The sequence below is a fragment of the Halorubrum persicum genome (genome assembly GCF_002727125.1).
GTDB classification, from domain to species: Archaea; Halobacteriota; Halobacteria; order Halobacteriales; family Haloferacaceae; genus Halorubrum; species Halorubrum persicum.
The window spans coordinates 52259-78828 of sequence record NZ_NHOA01000004.1; the positions used below are offsets into that span (position 1 = coordinate 52259).

Sequence of the window (26570 nt, forward strand, 5' to 3'; positions counted from 1 at the left end):
CCCATCGTCGGAGCCGTCGGACCCATCGTCGGAGCCGTCGTCACCGTCGGTCTGACGCTCTTCAACAATCTCGACGTTGACGCGGTCCGTACTCTCGCCGTCGTCGGCTTCGATGATGTACGTACCAGTCTCAACGTCAGAGGTGTCCATGGTGACGCTCCACTGACCGTCGCTCTCCCACTGGTCAGTAGAGACCGAGTTGACGGAGTTCTCATCCTGCGTCAGGAGTTCAACCGTGATTGCCGCGTTGTCGGGCTGACGGTTCGTGTCACCCTCGACAACAACGGTCTCACCGGTTGCAACCGGGTTGAGGCCCGAAGCCTCAGCCGACTCGGGGTAGACGTTGTTGACCGACAGCGTCGGGTCGTTGATCCGGAACGTCGTGGAGACGATCAGGTCGTCGCTACCGGTTTCATCAACCGTGTTCGCGAGGATCTGACTCCGGATCTGGTCGCCCGTGGACGAACCGAATCCGTCGTTAATCTCGTCAACGACATCGCTGGCACTGCCCCAGTCGCCACCGTCGCCGAACTGACCGTCACGGGCCGGCGAGATGACGTGACCGGTGACGGAGCCCTGCGAGATGTCCGTCAGCGGAATGTCGTCCTCTTCGAACGTGTCGTCGGAATCGACGGAGACTTCCTGGGCGTACGTGTCACCACGCTGGCCAACGAACGCAACGACGACCGTATCCTGACCGGACGCGGAGCCGTCAACGTCAATGTCTTCGTCGACTTCGTCAGCGATCTGACCGTTGATCGTGCCGAAGTTGGCCGTCAGGTCACCGCCCTGAGCGGTCAGCGTTTCGCGCGTGCTCGATGCACTGCTGAACTCAGAGTTGGTGAGTTCTTCGTAGTCGTCAGCGTCGTCCGGGAGGTCAGCGACATCGACCGCACCGATGCCGTAGTTGCCTTCGAAGGCGAGGATGGAACTCGCTTCGCGGAGGTTCACATCCTCTTCTTCGAAGCTGTCGTCCGAGTCAACGGAGATGAAGTCATCGTCATCGATGTCTCCATCGTTGTCGACGTCGAGCATCTCCCAGTCGTTGTTGTCACGGGCGTAGATGGCGACTTCGTCGGCGCTCGCCGCAGTCCCGTTGATGTCGGCTTCAGAGCCGATCGTGTACTCGCCAGTCGGGCTTTCGAGTACGATTTCGCCTTCCTCAACGTCGAAGCTCGTATCGTCAACGGACTCGAGTCCGCTGATGTCCGAGGTCGAGGAGCCGGTTGCCTCGTACACGTCAACGTCGATCGTCGAGTCGTCGAGGCCACCTGTGTTGATCGAGCCGACAGCGGTCGTGCCGTCGATCTCGACAGTTGCGTACGCGTAGTCGAAGTCACCCTCTGCGTCAGTCGTAACGCCAGTGTCTTCGACGTCTTCGACGTTACGGAAGATGCGCTCTGCACCGTTCTGGTCGACTTCATCGCGGAAGTCACCAGCATCGACGACAACCGTGTGGAAGTCGGCGTTCGTGCCGCCGCTCACGGTGTACTGGATGTTGTCACCCTGCGTGACGCTGTCCTCGGCCATGTCGATCTCAACCGAGTCCTGGCTGGTCGTCGTGATGGTGTACTCTTGAACCACGGCGTCGTGGTCGAGGTTGTTGTTACCCTCGAAGATGACGGTGTACTCACCGGCATCTTCGGTGCTCAGATCGAGACCAACGGACTCCTCACCGCCTTCGAGGACATCGTCACCGCCCGCGAGAACCTCGTTAGTGATCTCGGAGCCACTGGGGTCTTCGACAGACACTGCAAGGCCCTCAGCATCGCCGAAGTTCCACTCGGCGTAGATGTTGAGGTTGTTGTCGGGGTTCGCACGCGAGGACGCGATCTGATCAATGTCCTCGTCACCGAGACGGACCTCCGAAGTGATGATCCGCGGCTCGACGACCGTGGTACTGAAGCCACCATCGCCCTGATCAGGACCGTTCACGTCGTAGGTGCCGGTTTCCTCATCTTCCGGAATCGGCATCTGGAGCGGGGTGCCTTCACGGTTACCGGAGGTACCCGACAGCTGGCTGGCCGAGTACTCGGTGTCGGTTTCCGCGTTGTAGAAGGTCAGGTCTTCCTCGCCCTGGAAGACCGTGTTGCCGCTGGTGACGTAGACGTCGCCGTCGACGACATCACGATTTTCGATCGTGCCGTCTCCGCCGTCGGAGCCGTCTCCGCCGTCGGAACTGCTAGACTGAACTTCGACGGTGGAGGTGACACTATCACTAGTACCATCAAGCGGCTGGTTAGCGTCGAGCGTAAGATCGACGTTACCAGTACTGGCGTCCGCACTGACATTGTACGTTACAGTGAACGAGATATTACCGCCTGCGGCGGCACTGTCAGTCGATGCGGTCGCCGGACTGCCGCTAGTGTCTTGTGACTGGATGTCACCAGAGAAAGTATCAACAGTCACACCCGAAGCAGGATCTGCGACTTCGAGAGTGAACGATCCGGGGTCATCGCCGGTATTTTCGATTGTATAGTCGACATCGAATGTCGAGTCTTGATTCACCTGGTTCGGCGCATTGTCAACGGTAATACTCGGGGTTGCCGCTGCAGCAACAGGTGCCGCAGAAGCAACCATCGAGAGTACCATTAACGCCGAAAAGATAAGGGCTTGCGCCTTCTTTCTGCGTGTCATAGGTTTGTTGGGTTCGCGTATGTCATTGTTGTTCTATTCGTTGCGCAGGCAAACCCACACCAGAGTCATCTAGTATGGTGCATCCGGGCTGCCTTCAAGCTAAATGAACGGTGTGTTTGGTATATGTTTTGTGGTATTGGCGCGGTACTACGGACCCAAATTAGAGACTAGGAGGGCACAAGAACCGTTCTAAACGGATCAAAAATAGGCGATCATCCGTGTTACTGAGCTACTGAGCGGTCACTCTAGGGTCAGAGACAAGCACTCAGCAACAGTTTGTAGACGCTAAGCCCCTCCTCAAGGAGGGACCGAAGGGAGAGAGTAGGGAGGGGATACAACGCCGTCATCAGCTGTTTTTCTCTGATACGGCCGGGCTACAGGCCAGCGCGCTGACCAATACTCACGTGCACATGCGTAACCTCTCGCGGAATGAACATCGGGTCGAACAACTGGGAAAACAGCGCAAGACCGTCGCTCGGCGTCATACCGACGTAAACTACCCTACCCTACTTCGCTCACCCCAGACGGGGTTCGCTCGTTGAGGGTAGGGGGCTGTGTTGAATCGCCATACAACAGCGAGGTAGGCCGCTAAATCAAAGGAGTTGAAGCGGGAGAGTTCCGTTGACCATGACGCAAATCTCCCGCTTCATCGGGGAAGTTGTGCCGGTTGCTCAAAGAGTTACTGCCGACTACGCACTCGTTTCCCTCCATTGTCTCCGGATTTACCTCGATGCGTCCTACCGCATGACGATCGACTTGCTCAAAGAGATGCCACAAATAACCGGTGAGGTCGGCCTCAGCGCGGCCGATCTCCCTGCGCCGTCCACGTTGTGTAAGGCGTTCGACCGGATCAGCATGAGCGTCTGTCGAGTGCTGCTGCGCCAGTCGGCGCAGCTGCAGGATCTCTCTGAACACGCTGCGATCGATGCCACGTTCTACGACCGCTCACCAGCTAGCCGCCACTACTGCCAGCGAATCAGCTACCGCGTTCAGAATCTCAAAGTCACGAAACTCGTCGATACAGCGTCGCAGGCCATCATCGACGTTCACTGCTCAACGAATCGAGAAGGAAGCGACGCAGACCTCGCTGAGCAGATCGCCCGCCGGAACGCGGGCGATCTGCGGTCTCTTGCGGCCGATAAGGGCTACGACAAGCAATCGCTCCGCGAAGGTCTGCGTGAGCTCGGGATCAGACCGCTGATCAAGCACCGCATCTTCGCACCGTACGACCACGCGCACAACGCTAGAATCGACGATAACCGCTACAATCAGCGCTCAATGACTGAAACCGTGAACTCGGCTGTCAAGCGCTCGCTCGGCTTCGCCGTGCGAGCGCGGTCATGGTTCCGTGAGTTCCGCGAAATCGCGCTGATATGTGTCGTCTATAACATCAAACGCTTCGTCAAACAGTGAATCCCTCCGCCTTACAGCGATTCAACACAGCCGGGTAGGGCTTTGATGTGGACTCCCGGTAATCAGTCGCCAGCAATAGGCTGGTGACTCTCACCGTTCAACGTCCCACCAGTTATACGCACGTCTACTTGTGCGTCTCCGCTCCCCGACTTGGGCGAGGAACGGAGTCTGTGTGTCCGCTTTCGAGCGTATCGGAGCCCAATATTCTTCGCACCATTGTAATCCGCGTTCACCTCATACCCACACTTCTGGCAATGGAAGTGTTCTCCGTGGCGGTTGTTCGAGTGCGTAAACCCACAATCCGTCCGAGAACAGCGTTGGGATGTGTGGTTTGGCTCGACCTGTTCCACGGAGACACCCTGCTCTGGTGCCTTGTAGGAGACGTACTCAAACAGGCGTCGGAACGCCCAAACGAGGTGCCATTTAGCTTGCGGAAGCCGCTCTCGAATGTCGGTCAAGTCCTCGAACACGATTACGTCGCAGTCGTGTTCGACGGCTTCCGAAACGATCTCATTGGCAACCGTATGGATGTACTGCTTCCGCCACGCTTCTTCGCACTTCCCGAGACGAAGCAGGGCCTTGTGTGCGGCTTGTGTCCCGTGCTGTTGCATCTCACCACGTCGCTTCTCGAACTCACGACACCAGTGGTCGTAGTCGTCTCCCTGCCAAAACGTGCCGGTTGAGGACACAGCGAGGCTATTGACGCCGAGGTCGATACCGAGGACCGTTTGATCGGGGTGCCCGGTATCTTCCGAAACCTCATTGTCACCGTCTGTCCGCCGCGTCGAAATGTTGAGATAGAACTCGCCAGTGGCCACGTCGTACCGAAGCGTACTCTCGCAGAACTCGTAGTTCTCCGAGAGTACGTACCGCTCGTAAGGCGTCGGACTGTCTGCCGGGAGGACAAACGACGGTTCGACTCGGCCCTCAACAGTTGCCAGCGACACCTTGTTCCGGTAGAAGGTCGCGCTCCGCGTGTCGTAGTCCATCGTTTCGGCGGTGAACGTCGGTTGAGAGACACGCTGTCCCTTTTTCCACCGTTCGACACACGCTTTGACGGCTTCGACAGCGCGTTTGATAGCGGCTTGGACAAGTTGGGCCTGTAGGTCTGTCTCCTCTCGAAGTTCGGAGTAGAGCGCGTCACGGACCTCTCGCTTGTTGGTCTTACGCTCGGTGTAGGAGGTGTCGGACCAACAGTAGTCTGCGGTTCGGTTCGCGCAGTACAGGTATTGCTCGGCGGTTCAGTGGAGTGCGTCGCGTTGCTCGTCGGAAACGGCGAGTTTCACGACGGCGGTTCGACGCACATCCATGTTTCAGAGAATGTCTGACGGTATTTATAGACTTGGGAGTCAGTCGCAGTGTGGCGGTTGTGTCGTCCCATGTCGGTTTCCTCCCCGACCTACTCACTCACTCTGTTCACTCCTTGAGGTCGGGGGCTCCACCTCGAAAATTCTGAAACGGAAGCGCCGTGATTTTCTCCAAAATCTGTCAAACTACTACGCGAGTGAGTACAGCCTCGTGGCTATGGAAGACCTCAACACAAAAGGGCTAATCGAGCTCCCAGGTAGATCGCGTAACTGCACGGGGTCAACAATGGAATACGTTCCTGCGTATGCTGGGGACGATCGAAGAGTGTGCTGTCTGCGGTGTCAAGACGGACAGGCCGTTTGGGTCCACGAACACTCCTGCTCCTCGTGTGGCTTCACAGCCGATAGAGACTAGAACACGGCATGGAATATTCTTTCTCGCCGAATCAAGCAGTTAGGAGAGGGACGCTCCGAAACAACGCCTGCGGAGACTGCGCTCCCGACGGGAACCGATTGGGCCCCAGCACAGCGCGTTGTGGAAATAGGAAGCTCCGGCCTCAAGGAACGAGCCGCGCCAGCAGCGAGTGAGTAGGTCGGGGTAGTTCACTCAAATTGTTGTACTACTTCAACGTCTTTCAAATAGCGTTATAACTGTGGTAATATCACTCTGATTGATAGATACGCCATTTACTGATTCCCCGCGTTCAAACCGGGTGATTGTGTTTGTAATATCATTCTGATCAATCTCATCAGAGTTATCGACCTGTGTTATCTGTTGTGCACGTTCGGTTGGATCTGTCGGTTCAGCGGTTGGTTCTGTGAGCACAACGGTGGTTTGATTATTACTGACCTCGCCAGACAGTGGAGCTGTGACTGCTAGTCCAAGTGTTTGTTCGGACTCAGACTGATTTCGATCCAGAATGTCAGTCTGTGTCTTGTATTCAACAGTAACAGTAACGTTCGCGTTGCCGCTAATATACGATGATGTTGCAGACGGTGGAACAGAATTGAGATCCTGCGTTTCAATCGCCCCACCAAAGCCAATTACATCAAAACCACTTGGTGTCGGGGATGCGTTTATTGTGAGTGCGCTGTCCGTAGCATTAAGTCTGTATTCAAGTGCAAAGGTGCTGTTTTCTTCAACAGAGTCAGGGCCACTCACGAGCGTGACGCTTGGACCAGTATCTGCTTCAGCGATCGTGAATGTGTGCGTTGTGGTGTCTGTACTACCCGATAACGGCTCGCGAACCTCAGCTTCAAGCGTCTCTTCACCCGTGGCATTTTCTGACACGACATACCGAACAGAAACCGTTGCATTGTCATCTGGCGATGTGAATTCTGTCGATGCAGTCGCCGTGGAATTGTCTATACTTTTTGATCGTATGTCCCCAGATATTCCGGAAATAGATACATTATCTCGTGAGTTATTCAATTCAATTGTATATGCTGCAGATTCATTTCCAACATTTTCAATAGAATACTCAGCAGTGAATTCATCACCTTGTGTTACGCTCTCTGGAGCGTCACTAACCTCGATCTCAACCGTCGTAGCTTGAGCGCTGGAACCTCCAATGGCAGTAGCGAGTAATAGTACTGCCACTAAGCAGGCTACGCCGACAGACATTATGTTATCTGAGTCGTTCACATGTGAGGTACGATAGGGAAACGTAATAAAGACTTAGTTGGGCCCAAGCTACAATGATAGAAATGATGAATAATTATTATTTACTTTATACCAGCTACAATCCGCCGGAAAATCGCTCGTCTGCTGGCCGAGATAACCTTGTGTGAAAGATTACCAATTGACAACCCAAGTCTTTCAGATTGCCTTGGCAAGCTTACGACACCGATTGCGGAACTAAGCTGCAATTGGTACTATTGAATGGTCTTTGTGGTTAGTACCGTTCAAATAACGTGATGATAGTCGTAATGTCGTTTTGTGTGAGTCTGATACCATTCGGTTGAGATCCACGTTCGAACTGCGTAATAACAATTGTCACGTCATTCTGGGAAAGATCTGCTGGATCAGATTTATTTGTGATCGCCAATGCACGCTCTGTCGGATCTGTCGGCTCATCGCCAGGGGGCTGCGTGACCGTAATTGATGACGTTGCATTGCTGTAGCCGGGCTTAGTGACACTCACGTTGATTGTCCCAGTGGTGCTGGGTGTGAGATTGAATGCGACTATCCCATCTTCATTGGTCTGGTGAAGTTCATCAATATCAACACCAACCAGCCTAACATCAGCACTATCGACGGGATCACCGGCTGTTGTTGTGGCCGTAACCGTTACTGTCTCCGTCTGTGTGGCCGTTAACGTGTTGGGTTCGACACTGATTGTAAGACTAGGTGTAGACGCTCCAGCATTGTGAGTTGCTTCAATACTGGAGAGAGATGGATCTGTCGGTGCAGCCGTTGTCTGAACATATGTATCGAGCCAGTTTCCCGTCGATTCATTAGTTTCTTTCACAATCTCTTCACGAAAGTCATTATACCGAATTTCATCTTTGGAGAGCGTATTTAGTTGATAGAGTACGTCAATTAGCGTTACCTCGCCGTCGGTGTGTTGACGCAGCCGAATATCAAGTGCGGCGAGCACTCGTCGACCCTTAAAGTAGTTCTTCTGTTCAAATGATTCATCATCTAAGTCCTGCAACACCGCCGTTTCAAACTGATCTGTTGTAATATACTGACGGAACGCCTCTGTGTCGGCTCCACCAATCTGCCAGGCTAGATAGCCACCGTAGTAGTCTGCAGAACCCTCAGTGAGCCATTCAACATCGTCACCGATTATGAGTTGAGAATCACCATCTACCCATGCTTGACGCGTGTGCGTGTACTCGTGATACCACGGGGAACCAATATCCAGATCGGAGTCTTCATGCACCCAGAATGCACTGCCGCCAGCCACCCCACCTCGTCTGATCGGGTCAGGGGCAACAAATCCGGTAACCGTTGAATCGCGATCTGCGACTGCTAATCGATCGGAAGCCTCTATAAGTCCATCCAGTGCAGCCACGGGTTCAGTTCTTGAATCGGCAGCTTGGGGAACAACGAGTGTGATGGTCTGCCCGTTTGCTGACCTCGTATAAGTCTCCGCAGGTCCAAGAAATGCAAACCCGTTGGCTGCGTATCCGTCACCCTCAGTCTCATAGTGGGTGGTAAATGATGGCATGGGGTCGTAATAACTCCACCCATGGCTCACAGAGAGCTGTGGACGGCCAATCAGAGCCCACTCTGCTGTTTCAACAGTTTCCAGCTCAGACGATGACAAATATGTTGTGTTTGATTCAACTTCATATATCATCCGAACCGTCGTTTTCGTTCCCCGTGTGCTCTGTGCCGTGACGACACCAGCAGTAGGATCGTAGCTCATGCCGTCCGTAGATACTACCGAATACGGAGCTTCCAAACTCGAAAGATATGTCTCTAATTCTACGACATTTTCCGGAATCTCTGCCGTATAGGCTACTTGAACAGTCTGGGGATCTGTTGGCGTCCTGTTCACCTGGTATGTGACTTGAATTCCGTTCGATGCAGATACGGCGGGTGAACCCGATGTGGCATTTGAGCTTCCCTCCTTGAGTGTCGAGTTATTCGAAGGCGGAGCGGTATCTGGTTCAAGTGGACCAGATGCTGTTGCCGCGTCAACAGCAGTGGCCATACCACCGACAGACAAAAACGCAATAAAAAGACAAGTGATGATAATTGCTCGTCGGCACCACAAAGTTTTGTTAGTCATTACCGAATGGAAGTCAACATCTGATAAAAATGTGCGGGATGACTTCACGATTTTATCTAAACCGCAGCTACCTTTCTGCGAGGAGAGAATCCTGCCGTTTACGCGGGAGTGAATCCACCTTGTCTGTTGAGAGCCGGCATCTCACCGGTTCCGTAGGAGCTTCGAGAATGTCGGGCACGAAAAAATGTTCGGTTGATCGTCTAATTGGGTCGCAGCATGTCGATTTGTCAGCAAAAGTGTGGTCAATCCCAGTTCGCTCTTTGGTTCCGACCTCCGCGGTCAGAATACCCACGATCACCGGGAGACAGGGGTATGCGCTCGTTGCTCTATGAAGTTGTGTTGCTTGGTAAAGGTTCAGTCACGCTCAAAGAAGGTGACTATAGCTGTGATATCATCTTGTTTGATCTCGATCCCGTTGACAGACTGGCCTCGACTGAAACGGGTGATAGCAGCAGTCACGTCCGACTGGGTAAGCGCGTCTGGATTCTCTCTACCTGTGATTTGTAGTGCTCGCTGGGTCGGATCTTCAGGTACTTGCGTAATAGACACATTCTGGCTGAGCGAACTAGTTGCGCCAGTAAGTGGATCGCGTACTGTCGTATCAAGTGTTACCGTACCGGTAGCGGTGGCTGCCACTTGGTATTCAACGGTGACGGATGTAGTTTCTCCAGCACCAACACCGTTGGTTGTGGCGCTGGGTCGGGTTCTATCCAAGTTTGAGGATAAGATATCCCCGGAAAAGTCAGTTATAGTAACATTTGGTTCGCCTCCAATACCCTCTATTGTGTATGCTGTAGTATTCCCACCGATATTTTCGATTGCATATGTAACGGTAAACGTGGTAGCTGGTTGAATCGTCTGTGGGGCGTCTATAGTACGTAACTGAATTGATTCAGACCTATCAGTAGTATTAACAGTAACCTCACTATCTCCAGTGATATCAATTTCGTCTGGGGTACTGGAGTCATCGACAGCGCCGGAGAACGTGAAAGTTTCTCCGTTATTGGCGCCTTCAGGAATGGTAACTTCGTAGACCAGAGATGCACTGTCGGTACCACTTGACAAGCCGATAACCGCATCACTCTCACTCTCAACAAGCCTGAAACTATCGCTGCCAGTCACCTCAACATCTGTAGGTCCCGGATTGATCTCGTCAACTACTGTGAATTCTTGCTTATCGTTTAATTGAGCATCTATAGTTACTTCGACAGAATCCCCAGGTGCAGCGGACGTGTCGTTGATCGTACGGACAACGTTATTCTCATCTGGCCCAACCGTCGCAGTAAGATTGTACGGTACTAACATCTCTGAGGAACTATTGACATGGATATAATATGTACCGCTTTCAGAAACAGAATTAATTGAGACTGTCTCATTATTTGTAGTGGAAAAACTGTCTTCCACTACCTGTTGATCAGGATTGTAGAACTCCATCTCAAGATTACCGTCTGTGTGATTGAAATCAATTGAGACGTCAATTGAATAACCTTGATCAAGCGTGATGGCAAAGTAGTCGCTCTCGCCACCATCTGCTTGTAAACTGGAGTATCTTCCCTCGGTAATCGAAGCTGCTGTCTCAAAATCATTGTTAGGCTCAAACTCGTCAGTTGGTTCTAAAACCGCATCAACTGTTGTCGTAGCATCTGTCTTCACATCACGAGTTATAACAAAATCATCATATTCTGACGAACTGATTACAATTCGATAGGATCCCGGTGGAACTGTGGCAGTATACTCTCCATTAGTAGTATTACCACTCGTTACCACTTCATCTGTTGTTGAATTCATAATAGAATATTTCACCGGCGAATTGATCGGATTTCCGGTGGTATCCGTAATAGAACCCGTAATAAATCCAGACAACTCTGGTTCAGCTGGTATCTTTTGTGTAGTGGTATTCATCGCATCGTCATTATCTATGACCGTAAGCGTGACAGTATACTCACCAGGTGAAGTGCGAGTATTACTTACAGATTCACCTGTTTTTTCGATGGTTCCATCATCGTCAAAATCCCATCTATACTCGCTAATTCGTCCATCAGAGTCTGACGATGAGGATGCTTCAAATGTAATAGTTTCACCAACGCTAGGGTTCGTTGGCGACCAAGAAAAGTCAGCTGTCGGAGGAGAGTTATCATCGCTTGGGGGAGAATCAGAATCGGATGGACTATCCTCCGGATCAGTTGGATTCGTCCCCTCTATTATTTCATTATTATCATCGTACCCATCATCATCAGTGTCGGCACTGTTGGGATCCGTTCCGTACTGATTGATCTCTTCTCCGTCGGCTAACCCATCACCATCGGTATCGGCACTGTTGGGATCCGTCCCATGCCGATTGATTTCTTCTCCGTCGTCTAACCCATCACCATCGGAGTCAGCATCCATGGGATCAGTTCCGTGCTGATCGACCTCTTCTCCGTCGTCTAACCCATCACTATCGGTATCGGCATTCGTCGGCTCTGTTCCATACTGATTGATTTCTGGACCATCATCTAACCCATCACTATCGGTATCAGCATCCGTGGGATCAGTACCTCGAGTCTCTTCCGCAGTATCAGATAACCCATCGTTGTCAGAATCAACCCCCGGATAGTCACTCTGATCGGTTGGATCTGTACCCTCAGTTACTTCTTTACCATCATTGTACCCATCACTATCGGTATCAGCATTCGTCGGCTCTGTCCCATGCCGATTGATTTCTTCTCCGTCGTCTAACCCATCACCATCGGAGTCAGCATCCGTGGGATCAGTTCCATACTGATTGATTTCTTCTCCGTCGTCTAACCCATCATCATCAGTATCGGCGTTCGTCGGCTCTGTCCCATGCCGATTGATCTCTTTCCCATCGTCTAACCTATCACCATCAGTATCGTCATTTGTCGGCTCTGTCCCATACTGATTGATCTCTTCTCCGTCGTCTAACCCGTCACCATCGGAGTCAGCCTCTGTGGGATCAGTTCCGTACTGATTGATTTCTTCTCCGTCGTCTAACCCATCACCATCGGAGTCAGCATCCGTGGGATCAGTTCCGTGCTGATCGACCTCTTCTCCGTCATCTAACCCATCGCCATCAGTGTCGACACTGTTGGGATCCGTCCCATACTGATTGATCTCTTCCCCGTCGTCTAACCCATCAGCATCAGTATCGCTATCCGCTGGATCTGTTCCGTGTTGGTTCACTTCCGGACCATCATCTAGTCCATCGTTGTCTGCATCGGGATTACGAGGGTCGGGGTCATCCCAGTTTACTAGCCCGTCATCATCGTAATCCCCATCTGTTGGAGCATTGACTGAAATATCCTCGATTACATAGCCATAATCATCATGGCTATTGTCGCTCCCGGTAGCTTCCTGCACGTATACGCGAATCGTATTTTGACCGTTTTTGAGACGTGATGGATCAAATGAAGTGGTAATTATATCTCCGGAAGTTGGTGTGCCTTCGTATACAATATCTCCGTTGATTGAAATATAAAGTGGGTTAGACTCTGGGTCACCAGCTGAAACAGCCTCATGATCAAAGCTAATCGTAGCTTCGTCAGTTACGCTTTGAATTTGTTCTTTTGAAATGTCAAAATCGTACACTTTTTCTAAATTTTGCCCCTCATGTGATTCAATTACCTGAACATTTCCAAGCGTTGTCTCATCATTGTCACCAAAAAATCCAAATTCAGCATCCTCCAGCCGAACACCATAATAAATGTAATTTCCGCTCATGTAAACACGCGGATTGATATTATTCATACCATCATTGAGTCTGTCTCCCGTATCTGGTGTGATCCAATCACTGACATCAGTACTATCAAGATAAGCACGATCATTATTTGAGTCCACAATACCGTAGCGTACCGAAACAGTATCTCCGTCGGTGTCTTCCAATTTTGTACTTAATATTTCTGACTTGAACCTAAGATTCGTGTCGTAGGCGGCAAGCCATGGTTCCCACGGATGCCCCTGTACATCCGATTTAACCAATGTTCGATAGTCACCTCCATTGCTCGTTAAGGTAATGCCTTCGAGATCTCGAACATCTCGATCATCAATATCATAGACCGTAACTTCATCAGAGGTTGACCAAGAAACATCTCTTGTTCCATCGGCCGCTTGTGCTTGGTGTGGAAGAATGCCGAATGCAGCGATGCTTGTGCTACTAACAACCAGCACGACAAAAAATAACGTTATAACCTTGTTGGGGGCCAACCATCTTGAATCCATTATATTCACAGCTGCTGATATATACTCGATGATATTATAAATTTGGGTGTGAACGGTGGCGGTATTCAGATAAGGATTAAAAAGTGAGGCGGAGTGTATTCAAAGTGACTCAGGCCCGAGAATGACCGCCTCACCGGCTGTTTAGACGATTAGCGTTTGTGGAGCGGGAGGTAACACCGCAGCTGTAGGTGAAGCTCAGTATTCAGATCCACTTGGCTGGACTCTCATTTTCGAATACTATCTCGTTCTGTCAACTACCCCACCCTACTTCGCTCACCCTGAGGGGTTCGCTCGTTGAGGGTGTCGCCAGAACTCTGTGACTTCTGGTGATGGGGCTTGTCCATGAACTCGGCCTCGAACCCGTCCGGGCGGGCGTTGAAAATACAGTATCTACCTTGAACTAGAGGGGCGTCAATTCCGCTCGAATAGGGTGATCGTCGCCGTCACGTCGTTTTGAGTGACAGTGACGTTGTTGACTGATTGGTCACGGCTGAAGCGGGTGATCACAGCTGTCACATCGCTTTGGGTGAGTTCACTGGGATCGTTTTTGCCGGTGATCTGTAAGGCCCGCTGGGTCGGATCGGTAGGAGCAGCCGTAGCGGTTTCGATAGAAACATCCTGCGAGAGGGTTGCGTTGGCCCCAGTGAGCGGGTTACGAGCCGTTGCGGTGAGAGAAGTGTTCCCAGTGGTGTTGGCCGCAACCTGGTAACTGATGGTCACTGTGGCGCGTTCTCCCGCTGCAATTGCATCTGTCGATGCACTCGGTGGTTGATTATTCACATCAGATGCTTGAATATCCCCCGAGAAACCGGTCACGGTGACGTTGTCCCGGTCGACGGCCATTTCTATAGTGTAGGCATTCACCGCCTCGCCTCTGTTCTCTACCTCATAGGTAGCGCTAAACGTACTATTCGGTTGGACTGTCTTTGGCACATCAACCGCCTGCAGTGTGAGGTTTCCTGCTTGTGTCTGGTTTCCATCGTCACTCCCACCGCCCTCGTCGTTGTTTTGTTCTTCAACAGTCAGCGTTTCTGTCGCGTCACTGAACTCATCGGCAGTGACGGTTATTGTGTACTCACCAGGATCGGGCTCACTAAATTGGAGCGTTGCTTCACCGGTGGCATCGGTTGTCTCTGACAGGCCTAACTCGCTAACTTCAACGGTCGCTCCCTCGACGGGGTCTCCCGCCTCATCTGTTACTGTAACATTGAAGCTCTCTTGGTTGGCCGAGATCGAGGAGGATGAGAGTGAAACCGACAGCGCGTTAGGAACTGAGTCCCCTGTCGATCTGACTTCAATAAACTGGTTCGCGACGTAGAATTTGTCAGATGAGGTTGCGGCCCACACGCTAACACGCACGTAGTCATCGGCTGCAGCATACTCTGGAACAGTGAGTGTGCCATCTTGTGACGCTGATATTGGCTCCATAACGCTACCTTCCACACTGGAATCAGCGCTGTGTCCGAACCTAGCGAAAACGATACCTGTCGCATCAGCACCGTCTGGAGTTGTGAACGCAACATCAAGCTCCTCACCTGGCGTTGCAGCAGGTCTACCATCATCAGTCTCGCTTCCCGACGTTAGTTCAACAGAGCCAGGGAAGTCATACATGTTGATACGGTATAGCGTCGGGGACGCATATCGTGACATATAATTGACGGCGCGATCAGGTTCGAGATCTTCTGGGACCGCCACCGTCGTGCTATCAGTACCACTTTGATCCGTTTCTAATTCTCCCGTTGCATACGAGTCGATACCTGATCCCGAGTAGAGGGCATTAAATTGAACTGGGACGTTCGATGCCGGACTATCCGTGATTCGATTAGTGGCTTCAACAGAAAATGTAGTTTCTTCACCAGGAGCTACGTCTTCAATATCAAAGTTAATGTCATACTGTTCAATGTCAGTAGACAGTGTATCGCTCACGACCTCGCCATTGTACTGGATATAAGCCTGTCCACCGATGCGGGCACTTTCAGCTGCATCAGGAATAGAGACTTGGACGCTTGCCTCTCCTGTCGCGTTCGTTGTTACTGTTTGCGAATCAATTGGCGGACCATTAAATCCGAGCCGGGGAAACACCGTCACCTGCTTGTTAGCTATTGGCGTTCCATTCTCGGTTGCCTCAATGGTTAATGTCGCTTCGTCACCGGGAATGTGGCTGGATTCGGTGAATTCAGCAGCAATATCAACACCTGCGGGTCCAGGCTCATTCACATTGATGAAGTCTTCATCAACAGCAACCCGTCCGTCAGCGGTTGTGACTGTTGCCCGGAGATTGCTAGCAGTTCCGGGGTTGTAATCAACGGTGAAGAACCCACTGCTGTCTGTCGTAACTGTAGTATCAACAACTGATTCACCAGTAGCCGGATTAACAATCTCTACGGAGATTGTCTCACCTGATAGTAACCCGCTGGTATCGAATAAGTAGCCGCCATAGGAGGCCTGTTCACCAGTGATGGCTTCATCTACGGCGAAAAGACCGGTCCGAAATGCAACTTCCTTGGCGGTGAGCGAATGTCTCACAGTTGCGCCCGTCTCCGCAACCTCAGCTGTAATTTCGTACCGGCCGATTGTTTGCGGCGTGAATTGTGTTTCAACGAATCCGTCTGCATCGGTGGTTTTCTGTTGTTCATTAATCACGCTTCCCGACGGACCTACAATCCTGAAATTAACCGTTTTCTGCGGGACACTTGCTGTTCCATCTCGGACGAGGAATTTACTCGTTGTTTCTTCGCCGATAAGCACATCTTCGCGTCGTTCTGCTGCTGAAATTGCTGTTCCAACTTTAGCCTCAACGGTTGCCTCGTCAGAGACACTTGCTGACGTTGCTGAAATAGCGTATGTCCCATCCCCCCGATTGCCTTCTGACAGGTCGTAGGATTTCTCGACGGTACCGTCAGAACCGGTCACAACCTCAAACGTTTCACTGGTTCCATCGGGACGTTCGATAGAAATAGTTACTTGCTCGTTAGCAACTGGAGTTGGCATGTTATTGCCGTCAAACGCACCAACAAAAATCGTCATTGTCTCATTCGAACCGAATGACTCACCCACTGGAACAACGGTTATCGAAAGTCTCGTTTCCTCACCAAAGGTTTCATCAGACACAGCATCCATCGGAACAACAGAGCCAGATGTTAACGGTGTGTCTGAGAACGATATTTCGCTTTGGCCCGGCTCTTGATCGATCGCTTCAGCTGGCTTCTGAGTGGTTGGTGTGTCTCCGTCGGTAGTTGCTGCGGCGACTCCGGTACATCCAGCTACAACAACCGTAAACACGACTAGTATCTGAAGGAGCTGTGATTGTGTCAATTTTATCTCCATATGAGTCGTCACTTTACCCCTGATTAAAAAATCTTGGCCCTTGACGAGGCCTCGTGTTCAGATAAGCTGATTCCATGCGAAAGCGAACGATCTCAGCCACTCGTCAGCAGTTTCTGCTTTGGCGTTGCTGAAACAGTTTGAGAAACTGGTAGTTCTACATTTTATCTCACGAAAGACACGTTCGACGCTGTTTCGATTTCCATGTCGTTCGTATCTGAAATCGAGGCCGTGTTTTTCACATGCTCGGTGAAGTGGAACCGCACCATCAACGAGAAAGATTGCGTCGTCCACGTCGTGTTTTTCGCGGAGTTCCGCGAAAAACTGATCCGCGATCACGTTCGTTCTTGTCGGTTCAAGCTTCGTGTGGAGCAAATCGTTTGAGTTGGGATCGACGGCGGCGTACAGCCAATACTGTTCATCGTCAAGCTGAATCACAGTCTCATCGACCGCAACGTGATTCGGGCTGCGACCAGATTCCGGCTGTAGCTCGGCCTTGTGAACCCAGTTATGAACAGTGGATCGAACCCGATCAACACCAAATACCTCAAGAAATGAAACAGTATTTGAAAGCGATAATCCAGCAAGGTGGAGCTGAATACTGAGCTTCATCAACAACTTCGGTGTTGCCTCTCGCTCCACAAACTCTAAGTTGATCTCGTCTAAACAGCCGCTGAGGCGGTCGTTTTCGGGCATAGATCACTTTGAAAACGCACCGCCTCACCTTTCAATCCTTATTTGAACACCGCGTGACGAGGGGTCGCGTTAAGTTAGAGGATGAGGCGCTCGACTTCAGAGTGTCTATGGCCGAAACCGAGCGCCTCAGCGAACGTATCGCGTGGATTGACTTGTCATTTGTGGAGCGAGATCGAACGCCGCGATGGGCGGTTGAAGTAGGGATCCGCTGTCACTTGGCCGGTATGTCACTTCGTGAAGTAAGTAAGCATCTCGAAAGGTTTGGGATCGTTCGGAGTCACGTCGCGATCCATAACTGGGTTCATAAGGCCGATCTACAGCCGATCTCGGCCGTCTCCGAGGATCAACTCGCGGTTGACGAAAAGATGATCCACCTCCACGGCCAGAAGTTCTGGCTGTACGGCGCTGTTGATCCGCAGACGAACGAGATCCTTCACGTGAGTCTCTATCCGACCGCAAATAAACAGACGACACGATGGTTTCTCACCGAGCTCCACCAGCGCGATCAGCTCGATAGCGTGGAATTTCTCGTCGATGACGCAGACTATCTCGGATCAGTTCTCGCTGAAGACGGCTATCGATTTCAAGTTATTCAACATGGAAACCGGAATGCTATCGAACGTGTCTTCTGAGAAATAGAACGACGAACATTATCGTTTGCGAATAGTTTCAGCAATGTCGCGCTCGAGACAGTTCAAAATTGGCTCGAAGCCCTCGCCGTCTACCACAATTCACGCCAAAGTTAACGCGACCTTGACGAGTACCGTGTAGCGCGTCAAAAAAAAGAAAACCGAATCGAGACTCGTAACGTGGGTGACTCGTCGTTAGTTCCGCTCGAACAGCGTGATGACCGCGGTCACGTCGTCCTGGGTGATATCAATCCCATTTGCCTGATTCCCACGCTCGAACTCAGTGATCGCAATCGTCACGTCATCTTGTGTTAGGTTCGCCGGATCATTTTTGCCGGTGATCTGAAGTGCCCGGTCGGTCGGATCCACCGGGGCTGCACCTTCCGACTCGATCGTCACGTCAGTCTGGGCGCTCGTGTCGCCCTGCAGGCTGTCCGAGACATCAAGTGTGATCGGTTCCGTCGTCGTCTCTGGTACATCTTGGAAATTCACAGTCACATTCGCGTCAATAGTCACGCTACTCGTGTCGAACGAGCTGTCCGGCTGGATACCGAACGTAGCCTGGTTGTCCGTGCCACCGTTGGCGTCAGCCAGCGAGACACCAGATCCGGTCGAGATTTCGGCACCATTTGCGTCCGTCACGGTCAGGCTGTTTACGCCCTCAAAACTCGCTGAGTTTGGGAGCGTGATCGAGTAAGTATCTGAATTCCCGTCATTACTCGTGTCCGTCACCGTGTACGATAGGTCGTGATCGACTGTTGTGTTCGCATCGACGGTGCTCGGCACGACCGACACTCCTGTAATATCATAGTTGAGAGTACTTTCTTCGACGGTCAACGTCACTGTTGAATTTGTATAGCTGTCGGCAGTCACTGAGACCGGATACAAGCCGGCAACACTCGGGGTCACAGTCAGCGTGGCTGTCCCGGCTGTATCGGTCGTGGTGGATTGTTGTAGATCAGAAATTTCAACGGTTGCGTTTTCAACGGAAGCACCGGTTTGTGCATTGGTGACAGTAACCGTGATTTCAGTTAGCGTGCCGGCTGTGATCGTCGTCTCCGAAAGAGAAATATTGAGCGTATCTGATGTAACCTCCTGTGAAGACTGGCTCCGCAACACGGGGTAATCAGTTGCTCGCGGCTGCCAGAAGAAATCCGAGAGCTGTGTCATATTGCTCAATGCGTTCTCACCAGTCATTTCGGCAGTCGTCAGTCCGGTTACGTTGCCCGCGGAGATGTCTCGCCCCGTTGTGTCCGTATCCCAGTAGGCCTGGTGGACCGTACCGGACTCATCGAAGATTTCTGGGTTGGCACCGACGAGCCCCCCAGCAGTGGGCGAGCCTGTGACAGCCCCTGTCACAAAGGATGTCCGCACGATTCCACCCGGCTGGTTGACACCAACGAGTCCACCAACAGCATTGGATCCGCCAACGCTGCCGCTAGCCTTTGTGTTGCCGATAAGGCTCTCATCATCGGCGAGAACACCGTTTTGTCCGACGAGACCGCCCACAGACTCATTACCAGTGACGGCTCCGGAAGCCGTTGCTTCTTGTATTGTCCCGGAGTTCCGGCCAACGAGCCCGCCAACACGGAGTTGCCCATTCACTGATCCGCTTGCGCTCACGTTTCGTATCTCGGCATCACCATCGATAAGCGTTGGACCGTTGACCCCCGCAAGGCCGCCAACATCATTCATGCCGGTGACATTTCCGCTAGCCACCGCGTTTTCGATTAGACCGCCTGGATCGCTGTTATCACCGACGACCCCACCAGTAGTATTCCTGCCATCAACGGTTCCACTGGCGGTCACGTTTTTGATTGTGCCAAGGTTGTTGCCGGTAACTCCACCAACTACATCTGTCCCAGTGACTGTACTGTGAGAATCCACATCCGTGAGCACCATGTCAAACTCAGTAAGGCCGGCGACACCGCCGACGGTATCGGTACCGTTGACCGTCTCATCAGTTGTGACGTTCGTGACCGCTCCAGTCGTGACGCCGGTCACTCCGCCGACCGACTCCGTTCCATTGATGGCTCCGATTACTGTCACATCCGTTATCAGGACATCGGATTCACCAGCGATCGCTCCGGTGCTCTGTTGTCCGACGATGGTGACGTCCGTCAGCGTTAGCGACTGAATGTCACCCCCTGCGGCAACTCCGAACAGACCGACAGCATTGGTTGCAGGCCGATTAATTGTGAGGCCGGTGATGGTATGGCCGTTGCCGTCGAGGCTGCCTGTGAATGCGGTCGACTCATTCGGTCCCACTGGATCGAACCCGCTGCCGCCGTGCCACTCGGCCGTTTCAGAGGCGTTGATATCACTGTCAAGTACATACTGTGCACTCAGGTCATCTTCCATTGCCTGTAGTTCGGCGGCCGTGGTGATGACGTACGGATCGTCAGCTGTCCCGCTCCCTGGAAGGTTACTCACAGCGGCATCTGAAGGACCCGTTCCGGTCTGTCCCTGTGCGGTTCCGGCGATACCACCGATCATACCGACCATCGCCAGCATCGACACCACCGATACGATCATGATGTATGACGTTGTTAATCGTGCCATACTATCTCACACATTCTATTAGATGGGTGAAAAATCACATGGGTGCATCCGATCTGCGATAGATTGTCTGGTACACGCTTCAGCCACTAGTGACGGTGTTGAGGTAGACATCCGACCCGATTACGGCATCACGCACCGTACATACACGATCACGAATGCTGTGGTGGGCCGTGATTGCTGCCCGCGAGCAGGTAGCGAACAAATGTGTTCTGCTGTCACAGGAGATGTTACGCTTGAGACTGCAGGAACAACGCGTTGATATCAATGGTTTGAATTCGCTGTCACTGGTGCTGGTGAGACTGACATTCTCCACACTATTCAGCGTTGAACGCATTTTCTGGTGGGTATTGACACCCCCCACGGCTGAAGCCGTGGATTCCCCCGGTGGGGATGTGGACTACTGTCAGGATTCACACCCGGGTCAAGTCTCGAGGCACTCTCTTGATTTCTGTAGAGCAGTGGGACCCAGACGTTCAGGTGGCTGTCGACGCCAGCGATCGGGTTCCCGTGCTCGTGACCGGCCATTCCGGAAAAATCTCGTACGAGCCAGTGTGCGGATACCGACACCTCCGCGGCATGGAGTCGATGTCACTGTGGGTGTCAAGGAGAGTGTGGATCGCCTCGTCGATGAGACAGATGTCGACCTCGTCGGTGCTGTCCGGGAAACAACACCGACTGCGTCGCCACTTACCGTGTAGCGCGTCAAAAAAAACCGGATCAAGTACCCGTAACGTGGGTGACTCGTTGTTAGTTCCGCTCGAACAGCGTGATGATCGTGGTCACGTCGTCCTGCGTGATATCAACCCCGTTGGCCTGATTCCCACGCTCGAACTCAGTGATCGCAATCGTCACGTCGTCCTGCGTGAGGTTCGCCGGATCATCTTTGCCGGTGATCTGAAGTGCCCGTTCGGTCGGGTCCGTCGGGGCCGAGCCTTCCGGCTGCACCGTCAGCGTCGTCGTCGCGCTGGTCTCATCTCCACTGCTGTCAGCCAGCGTGATCGTGACGTCTGCGGCCGTCTCTTCGGAGACATTAGGCGCGGTCACCGTGGCGTTGACCTCGACGGTCAGGTCACGGTCACTCGCACTGCTGTCCGGCGAGACCGAGAAGGTCACGGCACTCCCGTTGTCGACGTTCGGGCTGCCAGTGACCGAGACAGTGTCACCGTTGGCGTCAACCACGGAGACATCGTTCGCGTTGTCGACCGTTGCCGGGCCGAAGTCGACGGTGAACGTGTCCGTGTTCCCGTCGTCAGTCACCTTGAGCGCGTCGAACGTCAGCGTGTGATCGTTCGTCGTGTTCGAGGTCACCGTGTCCGGCTCCAGCGCCGTGTTCGTGATACCGAACGAACTCGGCTCCACAGTCACGTTGACCGTGTCAGCGTTGAACGACTTCTGCGAGGAGGCCGTCTTCGTGGCCTCGACAGTGTAGTTACCAGCATCGTACGTCGACGCGTTGAACGTGACGGTCTGCGTACCGTCGATCTCGACGCCACTGGTGATGACGTTGTCGTCAGCATCAGTGATGTTGAGCTGGCCAATCGTCTGGCGGTCACGGTCAAGCCGTTCGAGCCTGAACTCAACCGTTCCGTTCTGCTCAACCGTCTCGGCGCCAGCCGTCAGATTGAGGTCTGCCGTCTCCAGCGCGTCGATGCTGCCGACACTGACGTCGCCAACTCCGTCGTTGATCGTGAGATCAATCGTGCCAGAGGTGACTTCACCAGCGACGTCAACGAACCCTTCGTCGAGGGCCGTGGTCTGGCTGAGGCCAGCGCCGCTGGCGGTGAAGTTGACCCCGTCAACCGGGATGTTCCAGTCGTTGGCGTCAGTCACTTCGAACGTGTAGTCGACCGAGCTTTCGGGCTCGACCGTGCTGGGCACGTCCGTCCGCTCACCGTTTGCGAACAGGTAGAGGCTCGGGCTCTCAACGGGCAGCGCCACGTCACCAGCACCGGTGCTGGCGCTCGCGGTCTGCGCGTTGTGGAGCAGTGCCGGCGAGTCTGCGTCGTCAGCAAGCTCCTGAGCGCCGACGAAGACAGTCGCCTGTCCGTCTGCGTCGAGATCGATCTCTCTAGTGTCGCCGTCGTTCAGCGTCGTCTCGTAGGTGCCATCCTGATCCTCGTCGATTCGGAGGGTTGCGTTGACGGCCTCGACAGTGAGAGTGCCACTGTCGAACGCGGAGCCGTCACGCGGGTCCTCGACAGTGTAATCGACTGTCGAGTTGAGCCCCTCGGTCAGGAGGTTACCTTCGCGGTCGTCGACGGCAGCCGTGACGCTAGGTGCGACGACGTCGACCGTCGTAGCACCAGTCCGGTCGTTACCGTCGTCAAGTTCAATGTCGACCTGCTCGTCTGCGTTCTCGGCTCTGATGGTCACCTGGATGGTGTCCACAGTTCCGTCATCGTCGAGGTCCGCCGTCGAGGCGGCTGTCTGGACGATGTCTGTGCCGTTCTGCGTGACAGCAACGTTATTGCTGATGTCGGTTAGGAGGCTGCCGTTGACTTCCTTGCCGTCTTCCGTGACGGTCAGGTTGAGCTGGTCACTGCCACCAGCGAGCGTCGGGTCCACGTCGCTCTGGACCTCGTACGCTTCAACGCCAGACACCTCAATCGGCGTCGTGTCGATCGTCTGGGTTGCCGAGCTGAGATCAACGTTGCCCGGACGGTAGACATCAACGTCGACGCTACCAGTCGACTCGAACGAGATATTCTCAGCAACGTAGGTGCCATCGTTCACGACAACAGCGTCGTCAACAGCACCGTTACTGGTGTAGTCGTTGCTCCCATCCGTATCGGCGTAGACCGCACCGTTACTACCGTCAACAACGACGCGGTCGAAGTTCTGGACACCGCTAGACGTGTTGACACCGAACGTAACGTTCGTCAGTGCAACAACGCGGTTGTTCACGGGCGTCCCTTCGCTGTTCGTGACTTCGACGGTAACGTCGCTGTTCTCTTGGACGTTCACGTCGGTCGGCGTCACGTTCGCGAGGATGTCACCAGCGATATCGAACTCTTCCGTGCTCGTGAATTCAGCGCCCGAACTGTTCTGGGCGGTCACGGTCACGGTCGCAGTGCCAGCTTCCTCGAAGGTAAGGCCGGTGAAGTCGAACTCGTCGCTGTTGAAGGCCACCGTGCCGTCACCGGAACCACTCATACTGCCATCGTAGAAGCCACCAGCGTCAACGCCCGGTGCGGTCACGTTGACCGTCGCGTTCGCGAGGGCACTGTTCATGCCACCAGGGACGTTACCATCGCTCCCAGTGACAGCCACTTGGAGAGCGTTGGGGTTGGTCGCAACGTCGAGGTTGTCCGCATTGGAGACCTCGACGTTAAGTCCGTTGAGCTGTCCGACAGTCACGGACTGCGAGTCAGCCACGTAGTCCGGAACAGCACCCGTGTTGGAGCCAACGTTCGTCGCCTCAAGACCGGCGATAGCTTCGCCGTCGACCATATTCTCGAGGCTGACGGAGACATCGTCACCAACCGGGGTCAGCGCAAAGCTCGCACCACCGGTGTTGTTGGTCTCAACGTGGACGTATGCCGTCTCGTTACTAGTACTGTTGTACGGGGCCGTGTCGACGATATCCCCACCAGTGGAGACATCGCCAGCGAACGGACCAGTAACGTTGAGGTAGCCCTCAGTGTCAGCAGCCGCAATCGGGTCGTCAGCGGAGTCGTTCAGCTGCACGTTGAACGTACTCTCTTCGTCGAACTGCGGCGTCGAGTCGGAGTCAAACGTCAGAGACGCATCATCCGCTGCGACATCGAATTCAGCGAAGACAGAGTCTGAGTCGGTACCGACACCGAACGTCGCGGTGTCGTCAACCGAGGCGGTGAACGAGAAGTTCCCGGAACTCGTCGTCGACGCACTTGCACCGGTCGTGGTCGAGGCGTTAACGTTCACGAGGTTGATCGTGCCAACCTCAACACCGTCGCCCTGACCATCGACGATCTGGCCGGAGAGCTGGACATTGTCACCGAAGCTCGGACTCGAGGGGGAAACCTCGAAGCCCTCGATTGTGTACTGCGAGCTGACGGTCGCAGTCGGCGTCGCGTACGCGTTCGGACCAGCAGCGGTGGTACCGGGCTCTTCGTCAAGCGAGACCGTGTAGTCACCAACATCGGAGAACTCAACGAGCGTCGAGAAACTGTTCGAACTCGTCGAGCCAGAGGCGACCTGGTCGGGAGTTGTGTTCTCAACAATGAAAGAGACATCCTGGACGCGCGGGTTTGCGTCATCACGGCCAAGGATGTCAGCTTCCACGTTTGCGGAGTCACCGACAGTAACGTCAGTCGGCGAAACGACGACCCCGTACGGCTGCGTGGACTGGATGTCCGGGTTTGCCTCAAGGATCGCCTCAATCTGCGCACTCGCGGCGTTTGCTTCTTCGACGCCGTTTACGTTGCTGATTTCCGAGCCAGCCGAGTCAGCGTAGAGCTTGAACTCAGGCTGGCTGGCCGCGGTCGTCACGTCATTGTTCTCGACGGTAAGCTCATCGAGATTATAACCACTGCGAAGGTCAGTGTAGATACCCTGACCCTCGCTCTCGATGGTGTTGTCGAGAAGCGTGACATTGTTACGGTTCTCAGATTCTGCGTTGACCTCGAGTCCACCAATCGTCTCGTCAGCGGCATTTGTCGTCGTCAGCAGACTGTTCTGGACGACAACATTGTCGCCGGCAATCGAGACACTCTGTGAGTACGCGTCACCAACTTCCTGATTGAACTGGAACCCATCGACCACAACACCGTCCTCATTAACGCGAAGCGTCGCGTCAGGGTCATTATCTACAGGATCGCCGTTGAATGTGACGTTCGCCTGGCCGTTCACTGACTGTAGAGTGATCTCTGGGGTATCAACAACGACCTGCTCGTTGTACGGACCCTCGGCGGCGTCAACCTCGATGGTGTCGCCAGAGCCTGCATCATTGACAGCATCCTGAATCGTATCGAACGTCTCGCTCGTGTCAACGTTCTCCACCGGACCGTCAGCAACGGTGTTATCGGTGTTGGTTACTTCTAGATCCAGCGATGTGCTCGCGTTCGTATCATCACTATCAGCGTAGCTGAACTCAGGATTGTACGTCGTCGTACTGGCTACATTAGGGGCAGTGATGCCAACGACAAACTGAACCTCAACATTTCCATCCGAAGTCGGGTCATACTGTGCCTGAACGGTATCCAGATTACCGTCCTGGTCAGGCCCGTCGACGGTCGTGATACTGGATGTGTCGCTGATGGCAGAGTCATCCCCTGCGAACTCAGCAGTTTCCGAATTCTCACTCAGCTGACCGGCAAACTCGTCAGAGAACGTGAGGTTGACAGTGTCAGTGTCACCGTTACCAGTTTGTCCTGTGAAGGTAGCAGCAAAGGTAACTGTTTGCTGCTGGCCTTCATCAATGCTCGCGGGGGAGACAGGAGCTTCCTGTACATTACCCGAGACATTAGCGCCCGCGGAGGCACCAGCAACTGCCGCCGCACTGCCGGCAAAGCCGACACCGACCATGGAGACAACCATGATCGCTGCGAAGAAGATCGCACTCGCTTTCTTGCGTGTACCTGTCATACTATACATCACCGCTATACCGGATACTCCGGTTGTAAGTTGTCCGTAACATCGTATCTTCGTTAGGCATCCTCGTCGAAGTGCTCGATGAGGATCTCCTCGAGCTTCTCCGAGATTTTCTTGCCATCGCCGACAGCTTCTGCGCGGACTTGCCGCCACACGTCACGGTCGACCTCGATGGTCGTCCGCGTCTGGTCGCTGTCGTCGTCGCCGTTACTGTTCTCATCTGTCATCGCTTTACTCATGACATGGCTGGTTCGATCACATGGTGGGCGCAATCTCGGTGATGCACCGCTGCGATTAGAGGTGTAGGTAGGGATCCATTAATAACTAAGGGTTCTTGTATCCTCTACCGATTGCGGTGAGGTGTGGGTATCTACTGTTTATCTCTGAGAAGTTATTGCATAGCTAGATTGAATATCTGACTAGATTCGGCCAGTAGCACAGCGAATTACGGAACGCTCTTCTGTAGGAGA

The 26570-nt window shown here is 53.3% G+C and carries 11 protein-coding genes and 2 pseudogenes; 3 read left to right on the top strand and 10 right to left on the bottom strand.

The annotated features are described in order from the left end of the window. Nucleotides 1–2409 (bottom strand): HVO_2072 family ArtA-dependent S-layer glycoprotein (gene csg, locus DJ69_RS00675; protein ID WP_180271683.1); only part of this gene is annotated, 2409 nt, incomplete at its 3' end. An 855-nt stretch (nucleotides 2410–3264) separates the two neighbouring features. On the opposite strand from csg, the gene DJ69_RS00680 reads away from it, so the two are divergent. Beyond that, on the top strand, nucleotides 3265–4050 hold the full coding sequence (locus DJ69_RS00680; RefSeq protein ID WP_099253838.1) for an IS5 family transposase: 786 nt from the start codon (nucleotides 3265–3267) through the stop codon (nucleotides 4048–4050). A gap of 62 nt (nucleotides 4051–4112) precedes the next feature. Here the strand turns inward: DJ69_RS00680 and DJ69_RS00685 are convergent, their stop codons facing one another. Then, on the bottom strand, nucleotides 4113–5276 hold the full coding sequence (locus DJ69_RS00685; protein ID WP_245851416.1) for an RNA-guided endonuclease InsQ/TnpB family protein: 1164 nt from the start codon (nucleotides 5274–5276) through the stop codon (nucleotides 4113–4115). Between the two features lie 226 nt (nucleotides 5277–5502). On the opposite strand from DJ69_RS00685, the pseudogene DJ69_RS18710 reads away from it, so the two are divergent. Then, nucleotides 5503–5949: pseudogene (locus tag DJ69_RS18710) on the top strand (zinc ribbon domain-containing protein); the annotation flags it as partial. Between the two features lie 33 nt (nucleotides 5950–5982). Here the strand turns inward: DJ69_RS18710 and DJ69_RS17665 are convergent. The 5 genes from DJ69_RS17665 to DJ69_RS00710 form a co-directional block, all read right to left on the bottom strand. Next, nucleotides 5983–7002 (bottom strand): hypothetical protein, encoded by a 1020-nt coding sequence (locus DJ69_RS17665; RefSeq protein WP_144050350.1) that lies wholly within the window; start codon nucleotides 7000–7002, stop codon nucleotides 5983–5985. A 250-nt stretch (nucleotides 7003–7252) separates the two neighbouring features. Then, nucleotides 7253–9100, bottom strand: coding sequence for a M61 metallopeptidase family protein (locus DJ69_RS17670; RefSeq protein WP_144050351.1), 1848 nt, complete (start codon nucleotides 9098–9100; stop codon nucleotides 7253–7255). 354 nt (nucleotides 9101–9454) lie between these two features. Further along, nucleotides 9455–13318, bottom strand: a complete 3864-nt coding sequence (locus tag DJ69_RS17675) for a PKD domain-containing protein (RefSeq protein WP_144050352.1) — start codon at nucleotides 13316–13318, stop codon at nucleotides 9455–9457. 411 nt (nucleotides 13319–13729) lie between these two features. Next, the gene (locus DJ69_RS00705; RefSeq protein ID WP_099253840.1) at nucleotides 13730–16645 is read right to left on the bottom strand and encodes a carboxypeptidase regulatory-like domain-containing protein; all 2916 of its coding nucleotides are present in this window, start codon (nucleotides 16643–16645) and stop codon (nucleotides 13730–13732) included. A 57-nt stretch (nucleotides 16646–16702) separates the two neighbouring features. Next, nucleotides 16703–17338, bottom strand: a complete 636-nt coding sequence (locus tag DJ69_RS00710) for an IS6 family transposase (protein ID WP_099253841.1) — start codon at nucleotides 17336–17338, stop codon at nucleotides 16703–16705. 107 nt (nucleotides 17339–17445) lie between these two features. Between DJ69_RS00710 and DJ69_RS00715 the strand changes: the two are divergent. After that, nucleotides 17446–18084: pseudogene (locus DJ69_RS00715) on the top strand (IS6 family transposase). Nucleotides 18085–18162: 78 nt separating this feature from the next. On the opposite strand, the gene DJ69_RS00720 reads toward DJ69_RS00715, so the two are convergent. From DJ69_RS00720 to DJ69_RS18130, 3 genes are all read right to left on the bottom strand, one after another. Next, nucleotides 18163–20529: a beta strand repeat-containing protein gene (locus DJ69_RS00720; protein WP_099253842.1), complete on the bottom strand. Its 2367-nt coding sequence runs from the start codon at nucleotides 20527–20529 to the stop codon at nucleotides 18163–18165. A 747-nt stretch (nucleotides 20530–21276) separates the two neighbouring features. After that, nucleotides 21277–26094 carry a beta strand repeat-containing protein gene (locus DJ69_RS00725; protein ID WP_180271684.1) on the bottom strand — a complete coding sequence of 1606 codons (4818 nt, stop codon included), beginning with the start codon at nucleotides 26092–26094 and terminating at the stop codon, nucleotides 21277–21279. Nucleotides 26095–26156: 62 nt separating this feature from the next. Then, nucleotides 26157–26327 carry a hypothetical protein gene (locus tag DJ69_RS18130; RefSeq protein WP_180271685.1) on the bottom strand — a complete coding sequence of 57 codons (171 nt, stop codon included), beginning with the start codon at nucleotides 26325–26327 and terminating at the stop codon, nucleotides 26157–26159. Between the last annotated feature and the right edge of the window lie 243 nt (nucleotides 26328–26570).

Bases quoted from the DNA above. Each gene is read 5' to 3' on its own strand.
- DJ69_RS00680 (WP_099253838.1), top strand. From the start codon at position 3,265: ATGACGCAAATCTCCCGCTTCATCGGGGAAGTTGTGCCGGTTGCTCAA.
- DJ69_RS00725 (WP_180271684.1), bottom strand. From the start codon at position 26,094: ATGACAGGTACACGCAAGAAAGCGAGTGCGATCTTCTTCGCAGCGATC.
- DJ69_RS00710 (WP_099253841.1), bottom strand. From the start codon at position 17,338: ATGCCCGAAAACGACCGCCTCAGCGGCTGTTTAGACGAGATCAACTTA.
- DJ69_RS17675 (WP_144050352.1), bottom strand. From the start codon at position 13,318: ATGGATTCAAGATGGTTGGCCCCCAACAAGGTTATAACGTTATTTTTT.
- DJ69_RS18130 (WP_180271685.1), bottom strand. From the start codon at position 26,327: ATGACAGATGAGAACAGTAACGGCGACGACGACAGCGACCAGACGCGG.
- DJ69_RS00720 (WP_099253842.1), bottom strand. From the start codon at position 20,529: ATGGCACGATTAACAACGTCATACATCATGATCGTATCGGTGGTGTCG.
- DJ69_RS17670 (WP_144050351.1), bottom strand. From the start codon at position 9,100: ATGACTAACAAAACTTTGTGGTGCCGACGAGCAATTATCATCACTTGT.
- DJ69_RS00705 (WP_099253840.1), bottom strand. From the start codon at position 16,645: ATGGAGATAAAATTGACACAATCACAGCTCCTTCAGATACTAGTCGTG.